This is a genomic window from Thalassospira australica (assembly GCF_044790785.1).
Taxonomy (GTDB): domain Bacteria; phylum Pseudomonadota; class Alphaproteobacteria; order Rhodospirillales; family Thalassospiraceae; genus Thalassospira; species Thalassospira australica_A.
Window position 1 is genome coordinate 1,640,514 of record NZ_CP085258.1, and the last position, 16,634, is coordinate 1,657,147.

Annotated in this window: 17 protein-coding genes; 4 read left to right on the top strand and 13 right to left on the bottom strand. The window is 55.7% G+C overall.

The genetic code is table 11. From position 1 onward, the window contains the following. The first annotated feature begins 163 nt into the window (after positions 1-163). The gene (locus tag LG297_RS07845) at positions 164-724 is read left to right on the top strand and encodes an isochorismatase family protein (protein WP_404426366.1); all 561 of its coding nucleotides are present in this window, start codon (positions 164-166) and stop codon (positions 722-724) included. Beyond that, positions 721-1,458 (top strand): alpha/beta fold hydrolase, encoded by a 738-nt coding sequence (locus LG297_RS07850; RefSeq protein ID WP_404426367.1) that lies wholly within the window; start codon positions 721-723, stop codon positions 1,456-1,458. The genes LG297_RS07845 and LG297_RS07850 overlap by 4 nt, the downstream gene beginning before the upstream one ends. Here the strand turns inward: LG297_RS07850 and LG297_RS07855 are convergent. The 3 genes from LG297_RS07855 to LG297_RS07865 form a co-directional block, all read right to left on the bottom strand. Continuing rightward, a complete protein-coding gene (locus LG297_RS07855; RefSeq protein ID WP_404426368.1) occupies positions 1,451-2,452 on the bottom strand; it encodes a substrate-binding periplasmic protein in 1,002 nt (333 codons plus the stop codon). The two genes, LG297_RS07850 and LG297_RS07855, sit on opposite strands and share 8 nt — an antisense overlap. A gap of 165 nt (positions 2,453-2,617) precedes the next feature. Continuing rightward, positions 2,618-3,211: a hypothetical protein gene (locus LG297_RS07860; RefSeq protein ID WP_404426369.1), complete on the bottom strand. Its 594-nt coding sequence runs from the start codon at positions 3,209-3,211 to the stop codon at positions 2,618-2,620. Positions 3,212-3,383: 172 nt separating this feature from the next. Further along, entirely contained in the window at positions 3,384-3,923 is a 540-nt protein-coding gene (locus LG297_RS07865; protein ID WP_404426370.1) for a TetR/AcrR family transcriptional regulator, read from the bottom strand. Between the two features lie 81 nt (positions 3,924-4,004). Between LG297_RS07865 and LG297_RS07870 the strand changes: the two genes are divergently transcribed. Beyond that, the gene (locus LG297_RS07870; RefSeq protein ID WP_404426371.1) at positions 4,005-4,538 is read left to right on the top strand and encodes a dihydrofolate reductase family protein; all 534 of its coding nucleotides are present in this window, start codon (positions 4,005-4,007) and stop codon (positions 4,536-4,538) included. Positions 4,539-4,562: 24 nt separating this feature from the next. Here LG297_RS07870 and LG297_RS07875 read toward each other — a convergent pair whose 3' ends face one another. Then, a complete protein-coding gene (locus tag LG297_RS07875; protein WP_404426372.1) occupies positions 4,563-5,483 on the bottom strand; it encodes a glutaminase in 921 nt (306 codons plus the stop codon). Positions 5,484-5,582: 99 nt separating this feature from the next. Beyond that, a complete protein-coding gene (gene parE / locus LG297_RS07880) occupies positions 5,583-7,565 on the bottom strand; it encodes a DNA topoisomerase IV subunit B (protein WP_404426373.1) in 1,983 nt (660 codons plus the stop codon). 272 nt (positions 7,566-7,837) lie between these two features. Between parE and LG297_RS07885 the strand changes: the two genes are divergently transcribed. Then, a complete protein-coding gene (locus LG297_RS07885; RefSeq protein WP_404426374.1) occupies positions 7,838-8,263 on the top strand; it encodes an acyl-CoA thioesterase in 426 nt (141 codons plus the stop codon). A gap of 63 nt (positions 8,264-8,326) precedes the next feature. On the opposite strand, the gene LG297_RS07890 is transcribed toward LG297_RS07885, so the two are convergent. The 8 genes from LG297_RS07890 to LG297_RS07925 form a co-directional block, all read right to left on the bottom strand. Continuing rightward, a complete protein-coding gene (locus tag LG297_RS07890) occupies positions 8,327-9,076 on the bottom strand; it encodes an SDR family oxidoreductase (protein WP_404426375.1) in 750 nt (249 codons plus the stop codon). 166 nt (positions 9,077-9,242) lie between these two features. Beyond that, complete coding sequence (locus LG297_RS07895) at positions 9,243-10,184, bottom strand: AraC family transcriptional regulator (RefSeq protein WP_404426376.1); 942 nt, start codon at positions 10,182-10,184, stop codon at positions 9,243-9,245. A gap of 82 nt (positions 10,185-10,266) precedes the next feature. Next, a complete protein-coding gene (locus tag LG297_RS07900; protein ID WP_404426377.1) occupies positions 10,267-11,289 on the bottom strand; it encodes a dipeptidase in 1,023 nt (340 codons plus the stop codon). 30 nt (positions 11,290-11,319) lie between these two features. Beyond that, entirely contained in the window at positions 11,320-12,084 is a 765-nt protein-coding gene (locus LG297_RS07905) for an ABC transporter ATP-binding protein (RefSeq protein WP_404426935.1), read from the bottom strand. Positions 12,085-12,099: 15 nt separating this feature from the next. Next, positions 12,100-12,942 carry an ABC transporter ATP-binding protein gene (locus LG297_RS07910; protein ID WP_404426378.1) on the bottom strand — a complete coding sequence of 281 codons (843 nt, stop codon included), beginning with the start codon at positions 12,940-12,942 and terminating at the stop codon, positions 12,100-12,102. Positions 12,943-12,944: 2 nt separating this feature from the next. Continuing rightward, positions 12,945-13,868 (bottom strand): nickel transporter permease, encoded by a 924-nt coding sequence (gene nikC, locus LG297_RS07915; RefSeq protein ID WP_404426379.1) that lies wholly within the window; start codon positions 13,866-13,868, stop codon positions 12,945-12,947. Between the two features lie 6 nt (positions 13,869-13,874). Continuing rightward, complete coding sequence (locus LG297_RS07920) at positions 13,875-14,942, bottom strand: ABC transporter permease (protein WP_404426380.1); 1,068 nt, start codon at positions 14,940-14,942, stop codon at positions 13,875-13,877. A 15-nt stretch (positions 14,943-14,957) separates the two neighbouring features. Beyond that, positions 14,958-16,547 carry an ABC transporter substrate-binding protein gene (locus LG297_RS07925; RefSeq protein ID WP_404426381.1) on the bottom strand — a complete coding sequence of 530 codons (1,590 nt, stop codon included), beginning with the start codon at positions 16,545-16,547 and terminating at the stop codon, positions 14,958-14,960. Between the last annotated feature and the right edge of the window lie 87 nt (positions 16,548-16,634).

Consider the following 16,634-nt stretch of genomic DNA (forward strand, 5'->3'; position numbering starts at 1 on the left):
TAAAGCAGCTTGCGTCGTAAAGCGAAGCCTTAATTAAGTCAAGAAAAACGCCTCAAAAAAGGGTTAAAGAGGCAAATTAACCCGGTGCGAGAGGCTTGTTTGCCACAGGCCGGAAGCGTAATCTGGTGAAATACATAATGAAACGGGGAGAAAAACGGTGTTGATGGATGCATCACGTGCAAGTCTGGTGATTATCGATGTTCAGGAGAAACTTTATCCGGCCTGTCAGGACCCGGAACAGACGGTTGCGAATTGCTGCTTTCTTGTCAAATGCGCCAACCGTTTGAATGTTCCCGTCATTGTCACCGAACAATATCCCAAGGGCCTTGGCCATACGGCGGCCCCGATCCTTGATCTGATGATGAAGGCATCCGATACGACCGATGGCGGTAATGTTGTTTCCAAGGTCAGTTTTTCAAGCGTGCCTGCCGACGGTTTTATGGAAAAGATCGAGGAAACGCCGGGGCGCGACCAGATCGTCATTGCCGGGATGGAAACCCATGTTTGTGTGCTTCAGACCGTGATGGAACTGATTGATCGCGGGCGCGAGGTTTATGTGGTGGCCGATGCGGTATCATCGCGCAGCATCCATGACAAGATTTTCGGCCTGGAACGCATGCGCGATGCCGGGGCGAAAATCGTGACGCGGGAAAGCGTGATGTTTGAATGGTTGCGGGTGGCGGGGACCCCGGAATTCAAGGAATTGAGCGCGCTGATCAAATGACGGCCAATCCCCATACGGCCATTCCGGTTGTCTTTCTTTCGGGGATGCTGGCCGATCAGCGGATGTGGCAGCCGGTGATCGCGCAAATGGAAGCGCGCGCCCGTATTGGTGCGGTCCCGGCGATCACGCCGATTATCCCGGCACTTGATACCAAGGACGATGTGCAGGCCATGGCAAGGGATGTCCTTGAACAGGTGCCGGATCGTTTTGCGTTGGTCGGGATGTCGATGGGCGGGTATGTCGCGTTTGAAATCCTGCGCATGGCGCGGGAACGGGTATCGCACCTGATGCTGGTTAATACGCGTGCGACCGGGGATGATCGGGCAATGCGCAGGCGGCGTTTGTTACTGGCGCGGCTTTCCGGTGTGCATCTGCCGTTTCAGGGGGTGAATGACGCGATGCTTGATGACATGCTCCATCCCGATCACCGGCATGATCCGGAACTGATCAGCCTGCTTTCGGATATGGCGGAGGATCTGGGCGAGGATGTTTTCAAACGACAGATCACGGCCGTTGCCAACCGCCCGGACAGCATGGCGCTGTTATCGGAACTTGATATGCCCTGCACCGTGATAGTCGGGGAAGCTGATCGGGTGATCAGCCCGGCATCGCATCATGACATGGCGGGGCGTATTCCCGGTGCGCGCATGATCAAGGTTGCCGGGGCCGGGCATTATGTCCCGCTCGAACAACCCGGTATCCTTGCCGATGCGCTGCGCGATCTTGTCATTTAGAGTTTGATATCCCGGTGCCGGAAGATGTGAGCGTATCGCCCAAAACCATTTCGATGGTATTTTCATCAACCAGATATTGCGCATAAAGTGTTGCAAGTGCGCCGCTGCTGCGTTGTTTGGCAAGGTAGCTGTTAAAGCGGTGCATCAGGCGGGCATTGGCGGGGCTTGTCGGCAATGCAAGGCGGTTGAGCGTCTTCATCAGCGGTGTGCGGTGGATCGACAATGCGGCAATTTCATCATCGGTCAAACCGGCGATCTGTTTTAGCGACGCCTTTTGCGCATAGCCGCAATAGATCAGGACAGCATCGACACGTCCGGCCAGCAACAGGGCAATCGACTGGCGGATCGAGTTGACATATGTGACGTCAAAGCGCCCCTCGTCGTGAAAACGGGCCAGTTGATCATGCAATTGCAGCCCCCGCGCCATCGAGACCTGCAAACCGTCAAGATCGGCGGGGCGTCTGATCGCCAGATTGCGGTGATCAAGGGTTATGGCATGCAGGCTTGTGGTGCTGATCACGTCCGACAGGATGGCCGGGGTGCTTGCGGTGTTGCCGGAAATGCCGATGAAGCCGACCGGGTTGTTCTGGCTGTCTTCCAGTGCGCGTTTCAGCGGCAAATAGCGAAACGTCATGTCGATCTGCTGGCGTTTGCTGAAATCCTGAAGCAGGTCATAAAGCACCCCCCTGACATGACCATCAAGCTGATAGCTTTGCGGGTAGGCTTCCTGATCGGCAAGGATGGTCAGGTTCAGATCATACGCGTTGACCGGATCGGGGCGGGGGTCAGCGGCCTTTGCCAGCGAACCCGACGCACCGGCCAATGAGACGAGCATGACAAGGCCGGTAAAAACCATGCAGCGCAGATCTGGCAGGATCACAGTCCATGCAGAAAGGAAAGGCGGTTTGCGGTTAACCCTGTTTTTCATTTCCGCATCACCAGCCAGTGCCAAAGGCAACCAGACGGGCGCGCGCACTTTTCCGATACGTGCCATTGCTGGCAACGGTTGTTCCCCATTCGAGCAGTCTTCCCTGTTTTTACCGGCATTTATTTTTATGCCTGATGCCTACCCTTATGAGTAGTTAGAGACAGGTTGCCCGGAATAGAGATCAAGAGCAAGTGTGATGGTCGCGGAATTATACCAAATGCTATTTCGGATTCAGCAACCCGGACGGACCATGCCGCAACCACGATCATTATCGTCGGGGATGTCACGCGGGAAAAGCTGAATGATGATGCTGGCGCCGTTTCGCATAACCTGTTGTTCAAAATCATCTTTTACGAAATTCGCGCGCAGTTGCGAGATCGGCTTTTCGCCTGCGCAAAAGGCGATGCGAACCGGGACTTTGGTTGCATCTGCGGGATAGTCGGTAGTCTCGGGCGCAGTGCAGATTTTTTCGTTCATTGTCGTTTGGGACGGGCTGACGGCAACGACCACCCGATAGCCGTCACGCAGGGTTTGATTCGGGCCGGTTCTGGTGGCGTCTGTGATGAAATCAAGGCGCGGCGGAAATCCGTGACCGGACAGGGCCGACGCCCATGTTTCGGGCAAGACAGATGATTGCCGGTCATGGATTTCGAGCATCATGATTTGGCTTGGCGCGCCGTAGATCTTGAAGGCCTGGACATCGTTGACCTGATAGGTCGGCGGTTCAATCGTTGTGATATTTCCGCAGCCCGCCACAGAAGCCAGCCCGGCGGCCAGAATTGCGCCTGACAGGTTGCGTGCGCAGGCAGAGGACCGGATTCTCATGGGGGGCTCCTTGTCTCAGGTTCTTCATGGCCGCTTTAACCGCCCGGCATGGGACAATATAACGGGCATGGCCAGAATGCGTTTAAAGATCAATTGTTTGATAATCATATGTATGTCGCGCGTTGCGACACCGCCAGATCGCCAGCTTGTTATTCTGCCCTGATGTTTGCGGCTAAAAAACGGATATTCCGATGGCGCGCGTCATCCATTCCCGCAAGGCCGTCCGGATGGCGTGATCGGCGGGCTGATCACGTGTAAATGCCCACCATGTCTGTGCCCCTTGCCAGATGTTTGCCATTTGCCAGCCAAGCCGTCTGCCTTCTTCGGGATTTTCTGAGAGGCGGCGACCAAGTATTTCGGCAAGGCGGTGCCCCCAGGCGGCCCCGCGTTCGCGAAGTATCGGATTGCGGATATCTTCGCGGAGCAAAAGAAGGCCGTCAGTGGCATCGCGTTCTGCCGTTTCGGGCGGCATCAGTCGCATCAAAAGGGCGATGGCACCGTCCGGTGTTAGTGGTTCCTGCATGTCCGCAGCAGCGGTTTCAGCATCAAGCTGGTCCCATGCGCGTAGCAGAATGGCCAGAACCAGCGCATCACGATTGCCGTATCGCTGTACCAGTGTTGCGGGGGACAGGCCGCACGATTTTGCCGCGCGCGCAAAAGTCAGCCCGGCCGGGCCGGTTTCCAGCAAGGTTTCAAAAAGGGTGTCGAGCACCTGGTTATCGGGAATCGTCTTGTTTCTTGCCATAAATATTTATAAACGTATGTTTATTTATAAATCAATGGAGATTTCATCATGGCCAGAATTCTTGGATATATCGCCAGCAGCCTTGACGGAATGATTGCGGATCGGGACGACAATCTTGACTGGCTTTTTGCATATGACGGGATGGACCTTGGGGACCATGATTATAACAAGTTTCTCGAGCGCATTCGCACGGTTGTGATGGGGCGGGATACTTATGATTTCATTGCCCGGCAGCCATCCGGCTGGGCATATGGTGGGCAGCGTGTGATGGTTGTGACATCGCGCCCGATTGAGAATCCTGTTGCGGAAATTGAAGTGCGCAGTGATGTCGATGCCCTGGTTGAGGAGCTTCGCGCGCTTGATGACGGGGATGTCTGGATGATGGGCGGCGGGCAGTTGCAGATGGCGTTTCTGGAACGCGGGGCACTGGACGAAATCGAAATTTATGTCATGCCCGAAATGCTTGGCGGGGGAAGGCCGCTTTTTCCGATGACGGGATTTCGCGCCAGCCCGATGCTGATCAGCGCGCAGACACTTGATCGCGGATGTGTGCGGTTGCACTACCGGTTCCAGGCGACCTAATGCCGGGCAGGCGTTTTGCCCGGTTCAGAAAACCGACCGGCCAATAGCGCGGATCAGCATTTCAAGCGCCCTGATACCGGCGGCGGAATTGCCGCGTGCATCAAGACGCGGCGACCAGACGCAGACGGAGAACTCGCCGGGAATGACGCCGATGATGCCACCACCAACGCCGCTTTTGGCGGGGATGCCGACGGTAAAGGCAAAATCGCCCACCCCGTCATACATCCCGCAAGTCAGCATCAGGGCATTGATGCGGCTGGTTTCTTCGGGCGCGATCACGGTGCGGCCATCAATGCCGATACCCTTGTTGGCGAGGAAGAAGGCCGCACGCGCCATTTCACGGGCCGTCATCGCGACCGAGCATTGCTTGAAATAGGCGCGCACGACGTCCTCGACCGGGTTGTCGAGCTTGCCAAAACTTTTCATCAGATAGGCAATTGCGCGGTTGCGATCACCGTGCTGATCTTCGGACAGATAGACATCGTTATCGACGCGAATGCCGGGATTGCCACAAAGCTGCCCAAGGAATTCCGCAACCGAGCGGTCCGGATTGGCGTAGCGTGATGCGATCAGGTCGGCAACGCGGATCGCCCCGGCATTGATGAAGGGATTGCGCGGGATGCCATGTTCCTGTTCAAGCTGGATCAGGGAATTGAAGGCCGAGCCGGATGGCTCGCGCCGGACGGCTTTCCATAAATCATCACCATGCGCGCGCTGGGCCAGCACAAGGGCAAAGACCTTGGAAATGCTTTGGATGGAAAAGGGCAGGTCGGCCTCGCCAATGGCAAGTTCGTCTCCGCCTGCGGTGCGCAGGACCATGGCAAAATGATCGTCGGGGACGCTGGCAAGGGCCGGGATATAGTCGACCTTGCGGGCGTCGGCAAAATCGGCCTGCCTGATCGCGTCCGAGATATCCTGGAGGATGGCGGCATAATTGTGGGTCATTATGTGTCCGCTTTGCTTGGGTGTTATTTTTGGCAGGCCGTCAGGGACAAAAAACCCGGCGCAATGCACCGGGTTTGATGATGTGAAACTCTATGCCGATCAGACGTCGATATCCTCGACAAAGCGGGCATGTTCCTGAATGAACTGGAAGCGCAATTCCGGCTTTTTGCCCATCAGGCGATTGACCAGATCCTTGGTCTGGCCGCGCGCATCGGGTTCGGCGGCGTCGGGCAGGCAGACGCGCAGCAATGTGCGTTTTTTCGGGGCCATTGTGGTTTCGCGAAGCTGCTGGGGGGGCATTTCGCCGAGACCCTTAAATCGGGAAATCTCGACCTTGCCACGGTTCTTGAATTCGGTATCGAGCAGGACCTCTTTTTCCGCGTCATCCATCGCATAGACGGATTTGCCACCCTGTGTCAGGCGGTAAAGCGGTGGCATGGCAAGATACAGATTGCCGTTTTCAATCAGTCCCGTCATTTCCTGATAGAAGAAGGTCATCAGAAGGGAGGCGATATGTGCGCCATCGACGTCAGCATCGGTCATGATGATGACGCGTTCATAGCGCAGATCGGCAAGCCGGAAATCGGACCCGGAACCGCAGCCAAAGGCTTCGATCATGTCCTTGATTTCCTGGTTGGCCATCATCTTTTCGTAGGTCGCCGATGCCACGTTCAGGATTTTACCGCGCAGCGGCAGAACAGCCTGCGTTTCGCGGTCGCGTGCCTGTTTGGCGGAACCGCCTGCCGAGTCACCCTCGACCAGGAAAATTTCAGTGCCAGCCGCGATGGAACGTGAACAGTCGGCAAGCTTGCCTGGAAGGCGCAGGCGACGGGTGGCCGACTGGCGTTTGGTTTCTTTCTTTTCCTTGCGGCGCTGGCGTTCTTCGGCGCGCAGGATGATGCGTTCGAGCAGGCGTTTGGCATTTTCGGTATCACCGGTCAGCCAGTGATCGAAATGGTCTCGAACGGCGGTTTCAACCAGCTTCGTTGCCGATGCGGTGCCAAGCTTTTCCTTGGTCTGGCCCTGGAATTGCGGATCGGGAATAAAGACCGACAGCATGATGCAGCCACCGCCAAAGACGTCTTCGGCGGTGATGGCGGCGGCCTTTTTCTGACCGACCATGTCGCCATAGGTCTTGATCGCCTTGGTCAGGGCATAGCGGAAACCGGCTTCGTGGGTGCCGCCAAGCGGGGTCGGAACGGTGTTACAATAGGAATGGAAGTATCCTTCGCCGCCATCCGGCCATGCAATCGCCCATTCAACGCGACCGGCACTTTCGGAAAACTTGGCTTCGCCTGCGAACGGGCGTTCGGTGATCAGATCACGACCTTCGATGGTCATGTTCAGGTAATCGAGAATTCCGTTGGGGAATTTCAGGACTTCCTGCTGCGGGGTCGGATCATCGCTTGTCAGAAGCGAGGGATCGACCGACCAGCGGATTTCAACGCCCTTGAACAGATAGGCCTTGGACCGCGCCATACGGAAAATCGTGGCGGGTTTCAGCTTTGCCCGGTTGCCGAAAATCTCTGGATCCGGGCGGAAGATGACCGTGGTGCCACGGCGGTTATTGACCGCACCGCCATCCTGAAGCGGACCAAGCGGGGTGCCTTTGGAATATTCCTGAAACACCAGTTTGCGATCGCGCGCGACTTCGACACGGAACATATCGGTCAGCGCGTTCACCACAGACATACCCACCCCGTGCAGACCGCCGGAGGTTTCATATGCCTTGCCCGAAAACTTGCCGCCCGAATGCAGGGTGGTAAGGATGACTTCGAGGGCGGATTTATCAGGGAATTTCGGATGCGGATCGGTCGGGATACCACGACCGTTATCGCGCACCATGACGGTATTGTCGGTTCTGAGTTCCAGCTCGATCCAGTCGGCATGGCCGGCGACGGCCTCGTCCATCGAGTTATCGAGGATTTCGGCAACCAGGTGATGCAGTGCGGCATCGTCCGTGCCCCCGATATACATACCGGGACGGCGGCGCACAGGCTCCAGGCCTTCGAGAACTTCGATATCCTTGGCGGAATAGGCGTTTGTGGTCGATTGGTTTGAATCTTCGAAAAGGTCGGTCATGCCCCGGAACGCAACTTCTTTATTATGTTAAAACAAGGTCCAACGCCGTATATCTGTTGATCGATTTTACGAAGTTCTGACCCTAGGCTTAACGAGTATCATATGTTTTCAGATGCGGCCCATAAAAATGTTTTTTGGGCGTGAATGCAAGCAGTGGTCTTGCCAGAGATCATAATTTCGTTGTGGCAGCGCAGAAAACGGTGCCAGACTTGTCGCGAAAACCGAGACCGTCAGGTCCAATAAAAATATCGGCTCAGACAGGAGTAAGCCCGATGGCGAATGAGAGTGAGATCACACACGGTACCGACAACACCATGCCGCGCGGCGACATGTGCACCCGAACCCTTGCCATGCCCGCCGACACCAACCCGAGCGGCGATATTTTCGGCGGCTGGCTGATGTCGCAGATGGACATCGCGGGCGGCGTCATGGCAAGCCAGATTGCCGAGGGGCGCGTTGCCACGGTGGCGGTTGACGGCATGACGTTCCATCGTCCGGTCTATGTCGGCGATGTGGTGTGCGTGTATGGCGATATCGAACGGATCGGCAATACATCGATGGTGCTGCATCTTGAAAGCTGGGTACTGCGCAAAAACCAGCCGCCGCGCATCAAGGTGACCGAGGCAACCTTTACCTTTGTCGCGATTGACGCCGAAGGCCGCCCGCGCCCGGTGCGCAAGGACGAGGTCGCGGTTTAAGCCGAGGTCAATAGCGCAAAAAGCCCTTGCGGGGGAACCGCAAGGGCCATTGAACGTTGTCGGTTACCATTCCTGCTGCGTGGGCATGATAAACATTTCTGCCATGTTTACATGAGCCGGAGCTTCGAGGGCATAGAGAATGGTATTGGCGATATCCTCGCCCTCGAGGAACGTCATTTGTTTGCGCAGATCTTCCATCTGCTGGCGCGCGACGGGATCGCTGATTTGTTCGTACAACTCGGTCGATACGGCACCGGGTTGAATGCAGGTCACGCGTATATTGTGTTTTTTGCCGATCTCCATGCGCAGTCCGTCCGAAAAGGCGGTAACGGCGTGCTTCGTTGCACAATAAACCGTTAGTCCCTTGAATACTTTACGTCCTGCAATTGAAGACGTGTTGAATACGTGACCGGACTTTTGCGCGATCATATATGGCAGGGCGGCGGCCGTGGTATTGAGCAGCCCCTTCATGTTGACATCCACCATGCGATGCCATTCATCGATCTTGAAATCATCAACCTCTGAAAGTGGCATCAGGCCGGCATTATTGAACAAGATATCAATCGTTGTGCCTTCTGCGACGAGATGAGCGACCGCGTTTTCGACGGATTTGATATCGGTCACATCCATCTCGAGCACGATGGCTTTGCCGCCGTCTTCTTCGATCTGGCTTTTCAATTCTTCCAGCCGATCAAGTCGTCGGGCGGCGATTCCGACTGTGACGCCAGCGTTTGCTAGCTTACGTGCTGTTGCGGCACCAATGCCACTGGACGCGCCGGTAATCAGGGCAACTTTGCCTTCAAGGTTGGCCATTTTGAACTCCTGTCATTTGAAATAGGCCAGCCAGAACCAATCATCAGATCTGGCGGGTATGTTCGACAGGAGCAATCTAGTCTTTCTGCAAAATGCGATCTTTTGGCGGATTGCGCAAACTATTGTGATATTGCGATAATTTTATCCAACCTTTGGCGATGGTTGATTAATTCGTACGGTATTGCCGGGGCGTTAGTCCTGTTTCCCGTTTAAAAACCTGAGAAAAATGGCCGGGATTTTCATAACCAACCGTAAGAGCGATCTCGATGATGCTCATCTCCGTTTCCAGCAAAAGAAGTTGAGATTTTGCTATTTTTTGACGGATGAAGTATCGCGATGGGGAAATGCCGGTTGTTTTTTTGAACAGCCTCGTAAAGTGAAAAGGGCTTAGGCCTGCCTCTTTGGCACATTCTTCCAGATCGAATTTTTTGTCCAAGTGGGCTTTCAGATAGGCTTGGACCCTGCTGAGCTTGAAAGTGGGTAATCTTGAATCGCTAAGTGTTTTACCGGAATCCGAAAGGCCGTATTTCCGAACGAGATGAACAGCGATGCTTTGAGCAATCCCGGCTATATAGAGCGAACTTTTTGAGTATGGTGCACGAATTTCCTGAGAAAGCAGCATGAGGAGATTACCGATGATTTCGTCGCGTTCCCCAGATACTTCGCGAAGGGAGATCTGCTTTGCGGTTAATCCGAGTATTTCGGAGGCTGCGGCTTCCAGAAGAGGGATCGACAGATACACATGCATGACTTGGAAGGGGTGTTCGTCCCGAGCCTTCCAGCGCATTTCATAGGGTGTTGACGAATAGGTGAGAAAAAAATCCCCGGCACTTACGTCCGAGGATACCCATTCTCCGTCAAGTTCTCGTTCCGCAACAGTTGCTGCACCGCTTAGGACCCAAACAAGCATTGGTTCTGCTACTGCAGGAACCAGAAACGGTTTTCTGAGGCTCCGGTGGGAAAATATCTGGATCTGGATGTCTTTCCACGTACCGGCTTCTTCACGCAACAAGGTGTCTTCCTGCAGGAAAGACATTATCCCCTGTGGTGATGTCCGCGCGGGAAGGTCGATGTTTTCAGGCGACGAAAAATTATCATTTTCTGTCATTTACACAGGATACCAATTGATACCGGATAGCGGTGCTGGCTTCTGGAAGATCAGTTACCAGGATCGCTCCATGTCAACAGAATTACCAGCTTTCCCTCGCGACCCGGACAAAGTTTTCACCCATGATCTTGTCGACATCGTCAGGTTTGTAGCCCCCGGCGATCAGGGCGTCGGCAAGGGCGGGGAGTTTTTTCGGATCAAACACTGCGGCACCACCGGCACCGGGGCCATAGCCGCGTTCGGCGGGCCAGTAAAAGGCGCGGTCAACACCATCGGGGAAGTCGTTGGTCCCCGCGACACTGGGCATTGTATCAAGGCCGATGCCGACATGGTCCACGCCGACCAGTTTTACCGCATAGTCGATATGGCGGATCATGTCGGGGACTTCGGGGGCGTTGGGCGATTTGATGAAGCGCTGGAAGCCGCAAATGCCGATCACCCCGCCGGTATCGGCACAGGCTTTTATCTGTTCATCATCAACGCAGCGTTCATGCCCGCCCAAAACCTTGGGGTTGGCGTGGCTGAACACGACCGGTTTGGTCGATGCCTTCATGATATCAAGGCTGCTTTGGCGGCCGGTATGCGAGCAATCCATGATCATGCCGCTGTTATTGACGGCCCGGACCATCGCATATCCCAGCGCGGTCAGCGGGATATCATCATCATGGCAACCACCCGCCACCGAATTGTTGCGGTTATAGGCAAAGTGGATCTGCTTTACGCCCAGTTTGGCAAAGACCGGGGCCATTTCGGGCATGTCCTGCAACATGACCGAGCCTTCGAGGTCGAAACCAACCCCAAGCACGCCCTTTGATTTGGCGATTGCCAGATCATCAAAGCATTCGATCTGCATGTATTTGTCGGGGTTGGCGGCAATTTTCGCACGGAAGGCGGCAATCACGCGCAGGATATGGGCAACGGAATTCATATCCATGCCGACATTGACACAGACATAATCGACATGGCCTGCGACATAGTTATCGAGCAGGGTAATCGGTGTTTTGGGATCAAGCGGCAGACAGGCATGCGCATCCCACGTGAAGTTCGGGCGGTAGTGAATGTCGTCGGTATTTGGCCCGGCGGAAGTCTTGGTGGTGACGTTCATGATGTCCCTTGTTCTTGTGGCTTTGCGCGACTAGTCCCAATCCACGAAGCTGTCGATGATGGCACGGTCATATCCCCCGGCGGCCCTGAAAAGCTGCTGTGAATAGGGGTTTTCCAGTTTGCCTTCGGCAAGCTCGGTGGCGGTGGCGCGTTCGACGATGCGACCGTGGTTCATGATCGCGATATCGTCGCACATATGGGCGACCACGGCGAGATCGTGACTGACCATGATATAGGTAAGCCCCAGATCATTGCGCAACCGGGTCAGCAGGTTGAGCACTTCGGCCTGGATCGAGACATCAAGTGCCGATGTCGGTTCATCGAGCAGCAGGATTTTCGGTTCGAGAATGAGCGCGCGGGCAATCGCGACACGCTGGCGCTGCCCGCCGGAAAGCTGATGGGGGTAGCGGAAGCGGAAGGAATTATCGAGCCCGACCTGTTTAAGCGCCTCGACCACGCGGGCATCGGAATTGCCAAGCCCGTGAATATTGACCGGCTCGGTCAGGATGCGGTCGATGGTGTGACGCGGGTGAAGGGATCCGAACGGGTCCTGAAAGACCATTTGCGCCAGACGGTAAAATGTCTTGTCGCGCTTTTGGGTTAGTTCCTTGTTGTTGACGACAATGTTGCCTTCCCAGTCATCGACAAGACCGGTGATGGTTCGAAGGACGGTAGATTTGCCCGATCCGGACTCGCCCACCAGACCGAACGATCCGTTGGCCGGGACCGAAATATCGACATCCTTGAGCACGTGGTTGTCGTCAAACCAGGCATTGAGTTTGGTGATTTCAATCATGGCAGTCATTTTGTCTCAGGCCTCCGCCCAGCTGGCTTCGCGGCTCAGGATGGGGAGTTCGTCGTGATTGCCATCCATTTTCGGCAGGCAGTTCAGAAGGCCCTGCGTATAGGGGTGTTTGGCCTGATCCAGTTCGGATGCGCGGATTTCTTCGACGACATGGCCCTGATACATCACCAGAACCCGGTCGCAGAAGCTTGAGACCAGATGCAGGTCGTGGCTGATAAAAACCAGCGCCATGCCGCGTTCACGCACCAGATCATCAAGAATCGCCATCACCTGAAGCTGTACCGTGACATCAAGGGCCGATGTCGGTTCATCGGCAATCAGGATTTCCGGATCGGGGATCAGCATCATGGCGATCATGACGCGTTGGCCCATCCCGCCCGATACTTCGTGCGGGTAGGATTTGAATACGCGTTCGGGATCGCGGATTTTGACCGCCACCAGCATATCAAGGGCGCGGCGTTTGGCTTCTTGCGCGTTGACCTTGTGATGTTCGCGGTAGGCCTCGATGATCTGGTCACCGATGGTCATGACAGGGTTTAGCGAATATTTCGGGTCCTGCATGATCATGGAAATACGCGCACCGCGGACCTTGCGCCAATCGCGTTTGGACAGGTTGCGCAGGTCCAGATCATGGAACTGCATCTGATCGGCGGTGATTTTGCCGTTCGCCGCCGTCAGACCCAGAATGGCGCGCCCGGTCTGGGATTTGCCCGAACCGGATTCGCCGACAATCCCCAGCCGTTCCCGGCCTAGATCGAACGACACACCACGCACGGCATGGACCGGCCCCTTGGAGGTGGAAAAGGTAATGGCGAGGTTTTTGACAGACAGAAGGGGTTCGTTCGTCATGATCAGTCACCCCCACGTGGATCAAGAACATCGCGCAGGCCATCGCCCAGCAGGTTGAAGCCAAGGCTGACGATAAAGATCGCAAGGCCCGGCACGGTCGATACCCACCATTGTTCCAGAAGGAACTGGCGGCCTTCGGACACCATCGCCCCCCATTCGGGCATCGGCGGCTGTGCACCAAGGCCAAGGAAGCCAAGACCCGCTGCAATCAGGATCATGCCGGCCATATCAAGGGTGACGCGGACCACAAGCGAGCTTATGCACATCGGGGTAATATGGCCCAGGATCAGGCCCATATTCGAGACACCCTGCAAACGGGCAGCTTCGATATAGTCGGATTTACGGACCGTGATGGTTTCGGCGCGCGCAATGCGGGCATAGGGCGGCCACGCGGTCAGTGCGATGGCCAGAACCGCATTTTCGATCCCCGGACCGATGGCAGAAACAAATGCCAGGGCCAGGATCAATTTGGGAAAAGCCAGAAAGATATCGGTGATGCGCATCAGTGTTGCATCAATCCAGCCGCCAAAGAACCCGGCGGCTGTGCCGACCAGAAGCCCGACGGGGGCCGCGGTAATCACCACAAGGGCAACGATCATCAGGGTATATTGCGCGCCGTAAATCAGGCGCGACAGGATATCGCGGCCCAACTGGTCCGTACCAAACCAGTGTTCGGCACTTGGTGATTTGATGCGGTTGGCAAGGTCCGCGGCCAGCGGATCATAGGGGGCCAGAAGCGGGGCAAAGATGGTGACGAGGATCAGGGCCAGTACGATCGACAGGCCGATCATGGCGAGCCTGTTTTCAGTGAATTTAAGCCAACCCAGCCACGCCCGGCCGCATTTTGCCTGCCAGCGTGATTGCGGGGTGTCGGATGTCAGCCATTGTTTCAGGCCGGGTTTTGCAGTGTTGCTTGAGATATTCATGGTGACCTATCTCCGTGCGCGCGGGTCAAGCAGGCGATAGAGCACATCGGACAGCATATTGACCCCGATGAACACCGCACCCACGACGACGGTACCGCCCAGAACCGCATTCATGTCGGCCTTGAGCAGCGAATTGGTGATGTAAAGCCCCAGTCCCGGCCAGGCAAAGATGATTTCGGTCAGAACCGATCCTTCTAGAAGGTTGGCATAGGACAGCGCAATCACGGTAACCAGCGGCACCATCACATTGCCAAGGGCGTGACGCCAGATGATCCGGGTTTCCGAGATGCCCTTGACCCGTGCGGTCAGGATGTATTCCTGACTGAGCTGTTCGAGCATGAAAGAGCGCGTCATGCGCGCGATATAGGCCAGCGAGAAATAGGCCAGGATCGAGGCGGGCAGAATAATGTGCGAAACCGCATTCCAGAACAGGTCCATATCACCTTCGATCAGGGTATCGATCAGCATCAGGCCGGTGGTCGGTTCGATGAAGTCGATATAAAACGAATCAAGTCGTCCCGGACCCGCGACCCAGTCGAGTTTCAGGTAAAACACCAGAAGCCCCATCAGACCCAGCCAGAAGATCGGCATCGAATATCCGGCAAGTCCGATGATGCGTACGATATGATCGGGCCATTTGCCTTTGTTGATTGCGGCAAAAACACCGGCGGGAACCCCAAGGAAAACACCGATGATGGTGGCAAGGGTTGCCAGTTCCAGGGTTGCCGGGAAGACGCGTTTGATGTCTTCGAGGACCGGGTTGGCGGTGAGCACGGATCGACCAAAGTCGCCTTGCAGGACGTTGCCGATATAGACAAAGAACTGTTGCCATAAAGGCAGGTTCAGTCCCATTTCCTCGCGGGCACGGTCATAGGTGCTTTGCGATGCATGATCGCCAACGGCAGCCAGAACCGGATCGATCGGCAGTACACGTCCGATCAGGAAGGTGACCAGCAAAAGTCCGAAAAAGGTTATGGCGAGCGAGAAAAGAATACGCACAAGGCTTCCGCCCGTGCGGGAAAAGAGACGGGCGCGCGTGCGCCCGTCCCGTGATTTTCGCGTAGCTGCGGTCATTCGACCGTTGCCTCCCTAGTCCTTGGTGACAAAACGATAATAGTTGTTATCGAACGACGGACCGAGGACGAGATTGTTCACATTGTCCCGCATCGCGGCGATTTCGGTTTCCTGGAACATGATCACAAACGGGCCGTTTTCAAGAACCTTCTTCTGAAGGTCCATATACATTGCGGCACGTTTTGCATCGTCGCGTTCAAGGGTCGCGGCATCGGTTTCGGCTGTCAAAGGACCTGCATCCCAAGAGTTGCGCCATGCCAGCGGTTTGGCAGATGCATCGTCGGAATTGTCCGGGTTCCACGCGAAAGTGGAAGCATTGGTGTGCGGGTCCTGATAATCCGGGCCCCAGCGGCCGATATAGATATCGTGCTGACGGGCGCGGTATTTGGTCAGGGTCTGGCCACCGTCACCCGGAATGATTTCCAGATTGATACCGGCCTGTGCCCAGGTCGCCTGGATCGACTGTGCCATCGCCATGATGGCGGTGGTGTTACGTGTATCCATGGTCACCTTGAAGCCGTCTTCCAGTCCTGCTTCTGCAAGGATGGATTTCGCCTTTTCGACGTCAAGCGAATAGGGGTTCTCGTTATAGGCGCCAAGGAAACCTTCGGGCAGGAATGCCTGATGGATTTGTGCGCGACCGGCCATGATGGTTTCGGTGATGCCCTCATAGTCGACCAGATATTTCAGGGCCTCGCGAACTTCGGGTTTCGAGAGGAATTCGTTTTTCTGCGACAGGCCAAGATACCAGAGTGCGCCTTTGCCTTTGGACAGAAGCTTGATGTTTTCGTCATCCTTAACCGAGGCGAGCTGATCGGCTTCGAGGTTACGCGCGATATCGATATCGCCCTTTTCCAGCAGCAATTGCTGTGACGCGGCCTCCTTGACGTTGCGGATGATGACGCGCTTCATCGCTGGTGCGCCGTCCCAGTATTCCTCGTTCGCCGTCAGGCTGAGGCTTTCGCCCGGGCTCCATTTGTTCAGAGCGAACGGGCCGGAACCGGCATAGTTGGTTTTCAGCCATTCATGACCAAGGTCGCCGTCCTTTTCATGGGCAAGCACTTCTTTCTTGTCGACAACAGCGCCAACGCCGGCGGTCAGGCAATAGAGCACGAAGCTTGGCGCATAGGGCTGGTCGACCTCCATGACCAGCGTGCTTTCGTCGGTCGCGCGAATCTTCTCCTTGACATTATCGGGGGTAAAGCCGAACTGGCCAAGAATGAAGGCCGGGGATTGATCAAGAAGGACGACGCGTTGCAGCGAAAAGGCAGCGTCTTCGGCGGTCAGGTCATTGCCCGATGCGAATTTGATGCCGTCGCGAATCTTGAAGGTAAAGGTCAGGCCGTCTTCGGAGACTTCCCAGCTTTCGGCGATCACGCCATGGATTTTCGATACATCGTCATTATCGAAGCCAATCAGGCGGTCATATGTGTTGCCGGCATATTCGGCACCCGAAAATTCAAAAATCTGTGCCGGATCGAGTGTGATGATGTCGTCAATGGCAAAAGCCATGACAAGTGCGTTTTTCGGTGTTTCGGCCTGTGCTGCCATTGGGATGGTAGCCAGTGCGGTTCCCAGAACCAGCCCTGCGATCAGTTTGCGCATTTTGCGCCTCCCGTTTTGTTGCTTGTTGGATCACGGGCCATTCTAAGTGGGGCGACCTGCGTGATCTTCGACTAGAACATGCAGAGC

What these genes read in the sequence shown, in the direction of transcription:
- LG297_RS07870 (WP_404426371.1), top strand. Translation starts at nt 4,005, where the DNA reads ATGGCCAGAATTCTTGGATATATCGCCAGCAGCCTTGACGGAATGATT.
- LG297_RS07850 (WP_404426367.1), top strand. Translation starts at nt 721, where the DNA reads ATGACGGCCAATCCCCATACGGCCATTCCGGTTGTCTTTCTTTCGGGG.
- parE (WP_404426373.1), bottom strand. Translation starts at nt 7,565, where the DNA reads ATGACCGACCTTTTCGAAGATTCAAACCAATCGACCACAAACGCCTAT.
- LG297_RS07855 (WP_404426368.1), bottom strand. Translation starts at nt 2,452, where the DNA reads ATGGCACGTATCGGAAAAGTGCGCGCGCCCGTCTGGTTGCCTTTGGCA.
- LG297_RS07885 (WP_404426374.1), top strand. Translation starts at nt 7,838, where the DNA reads ATGGCGAATGAGAGTGAGATCACACACGGTACCGACAACACCATGCCG.
- LG297_RS07910 (WP_404426378.1), bottom strand. Translation starts at nt 12,942, where the DNA reads ATGACGAACGAACCCCTTCTGTCTGTCAAAAACCTCGCCATTACCTTT.
- LG297_RS07900 (WP_404426377.1), bottom strand. Translation starts at nt 11,289, where the DNA reads ATGAACGTCACCACCAAGACTTCCGCCGGGCCAAATACCGACGACATT.
- LG297_RS07845 (WP_404426366.1), top strand. Translation starts at nt 164, where the DNA reads ATGGATGCATCACGTGCAAGTCTGGTGATTATCGATGTTCAGGAGAAA.
- LG297_RS07920 (WP_404426380.1), bottom strand. Translation starts at nt 14,942, where the DNA reads ATGACCGCAGCTACGCGAAAATCACGGGACGGGCGCACGCGCGCCCGT.
- LG297_RS07860 (WP_404426369.1), bottom strand. Translation starts at nt 3,211, where the DNA reads ATGAGAATCCGGTCCTCTGCCTGCGCACGCAACCTGTCAGGCGCAATT.
- LG297_RS07890 (WP_404426375.1), bottom strand. Translation starts at nt 9,076, where the DNA reads ATGGCCAACCTTGAAGGCAAAGTTGCCCTGATTACCGGCGCGTCCAGT.
- nikC (WP_404426379.1), bottom strand. Translation starts at nt 13,868, where the DNA reads ATGAATATCTCAAGCAACACTGCAAAACCCGGCCTGAAACAATGGCTG.
- LG297_RS07905 (WP_404426935.1), bottom strand. Translation starts at nt 12,084, where the DNA reads ATGATTGAAATCACCAAACTCAATGCCTGGTTTGACGACAACCACGTG.
- LG297_RS07895 (WP_404426376.1), bottom strand. Translation starts at nt 10,184, where the DNA reads ATGACAGAAAATGATAATTTTTCGTCGCCTGAAAACATCGACCTTCCC.
- LG297_RS07875 (WP_404426372.1), bottom strand. Translation starts at nt 5,483, where the DNA reads ATGACCCACAATTATGCCGCCATCCTCCAGGATATCTCGGACGCGATC.
- LG297_RS07925 (WP_404426381.1), bottom strand. Translation starts at nt 16,547, where the DNA reads ATGCGCAAACTGATCGCAGGGCTGGTTCTGGGAACCGCACTGGCTACC.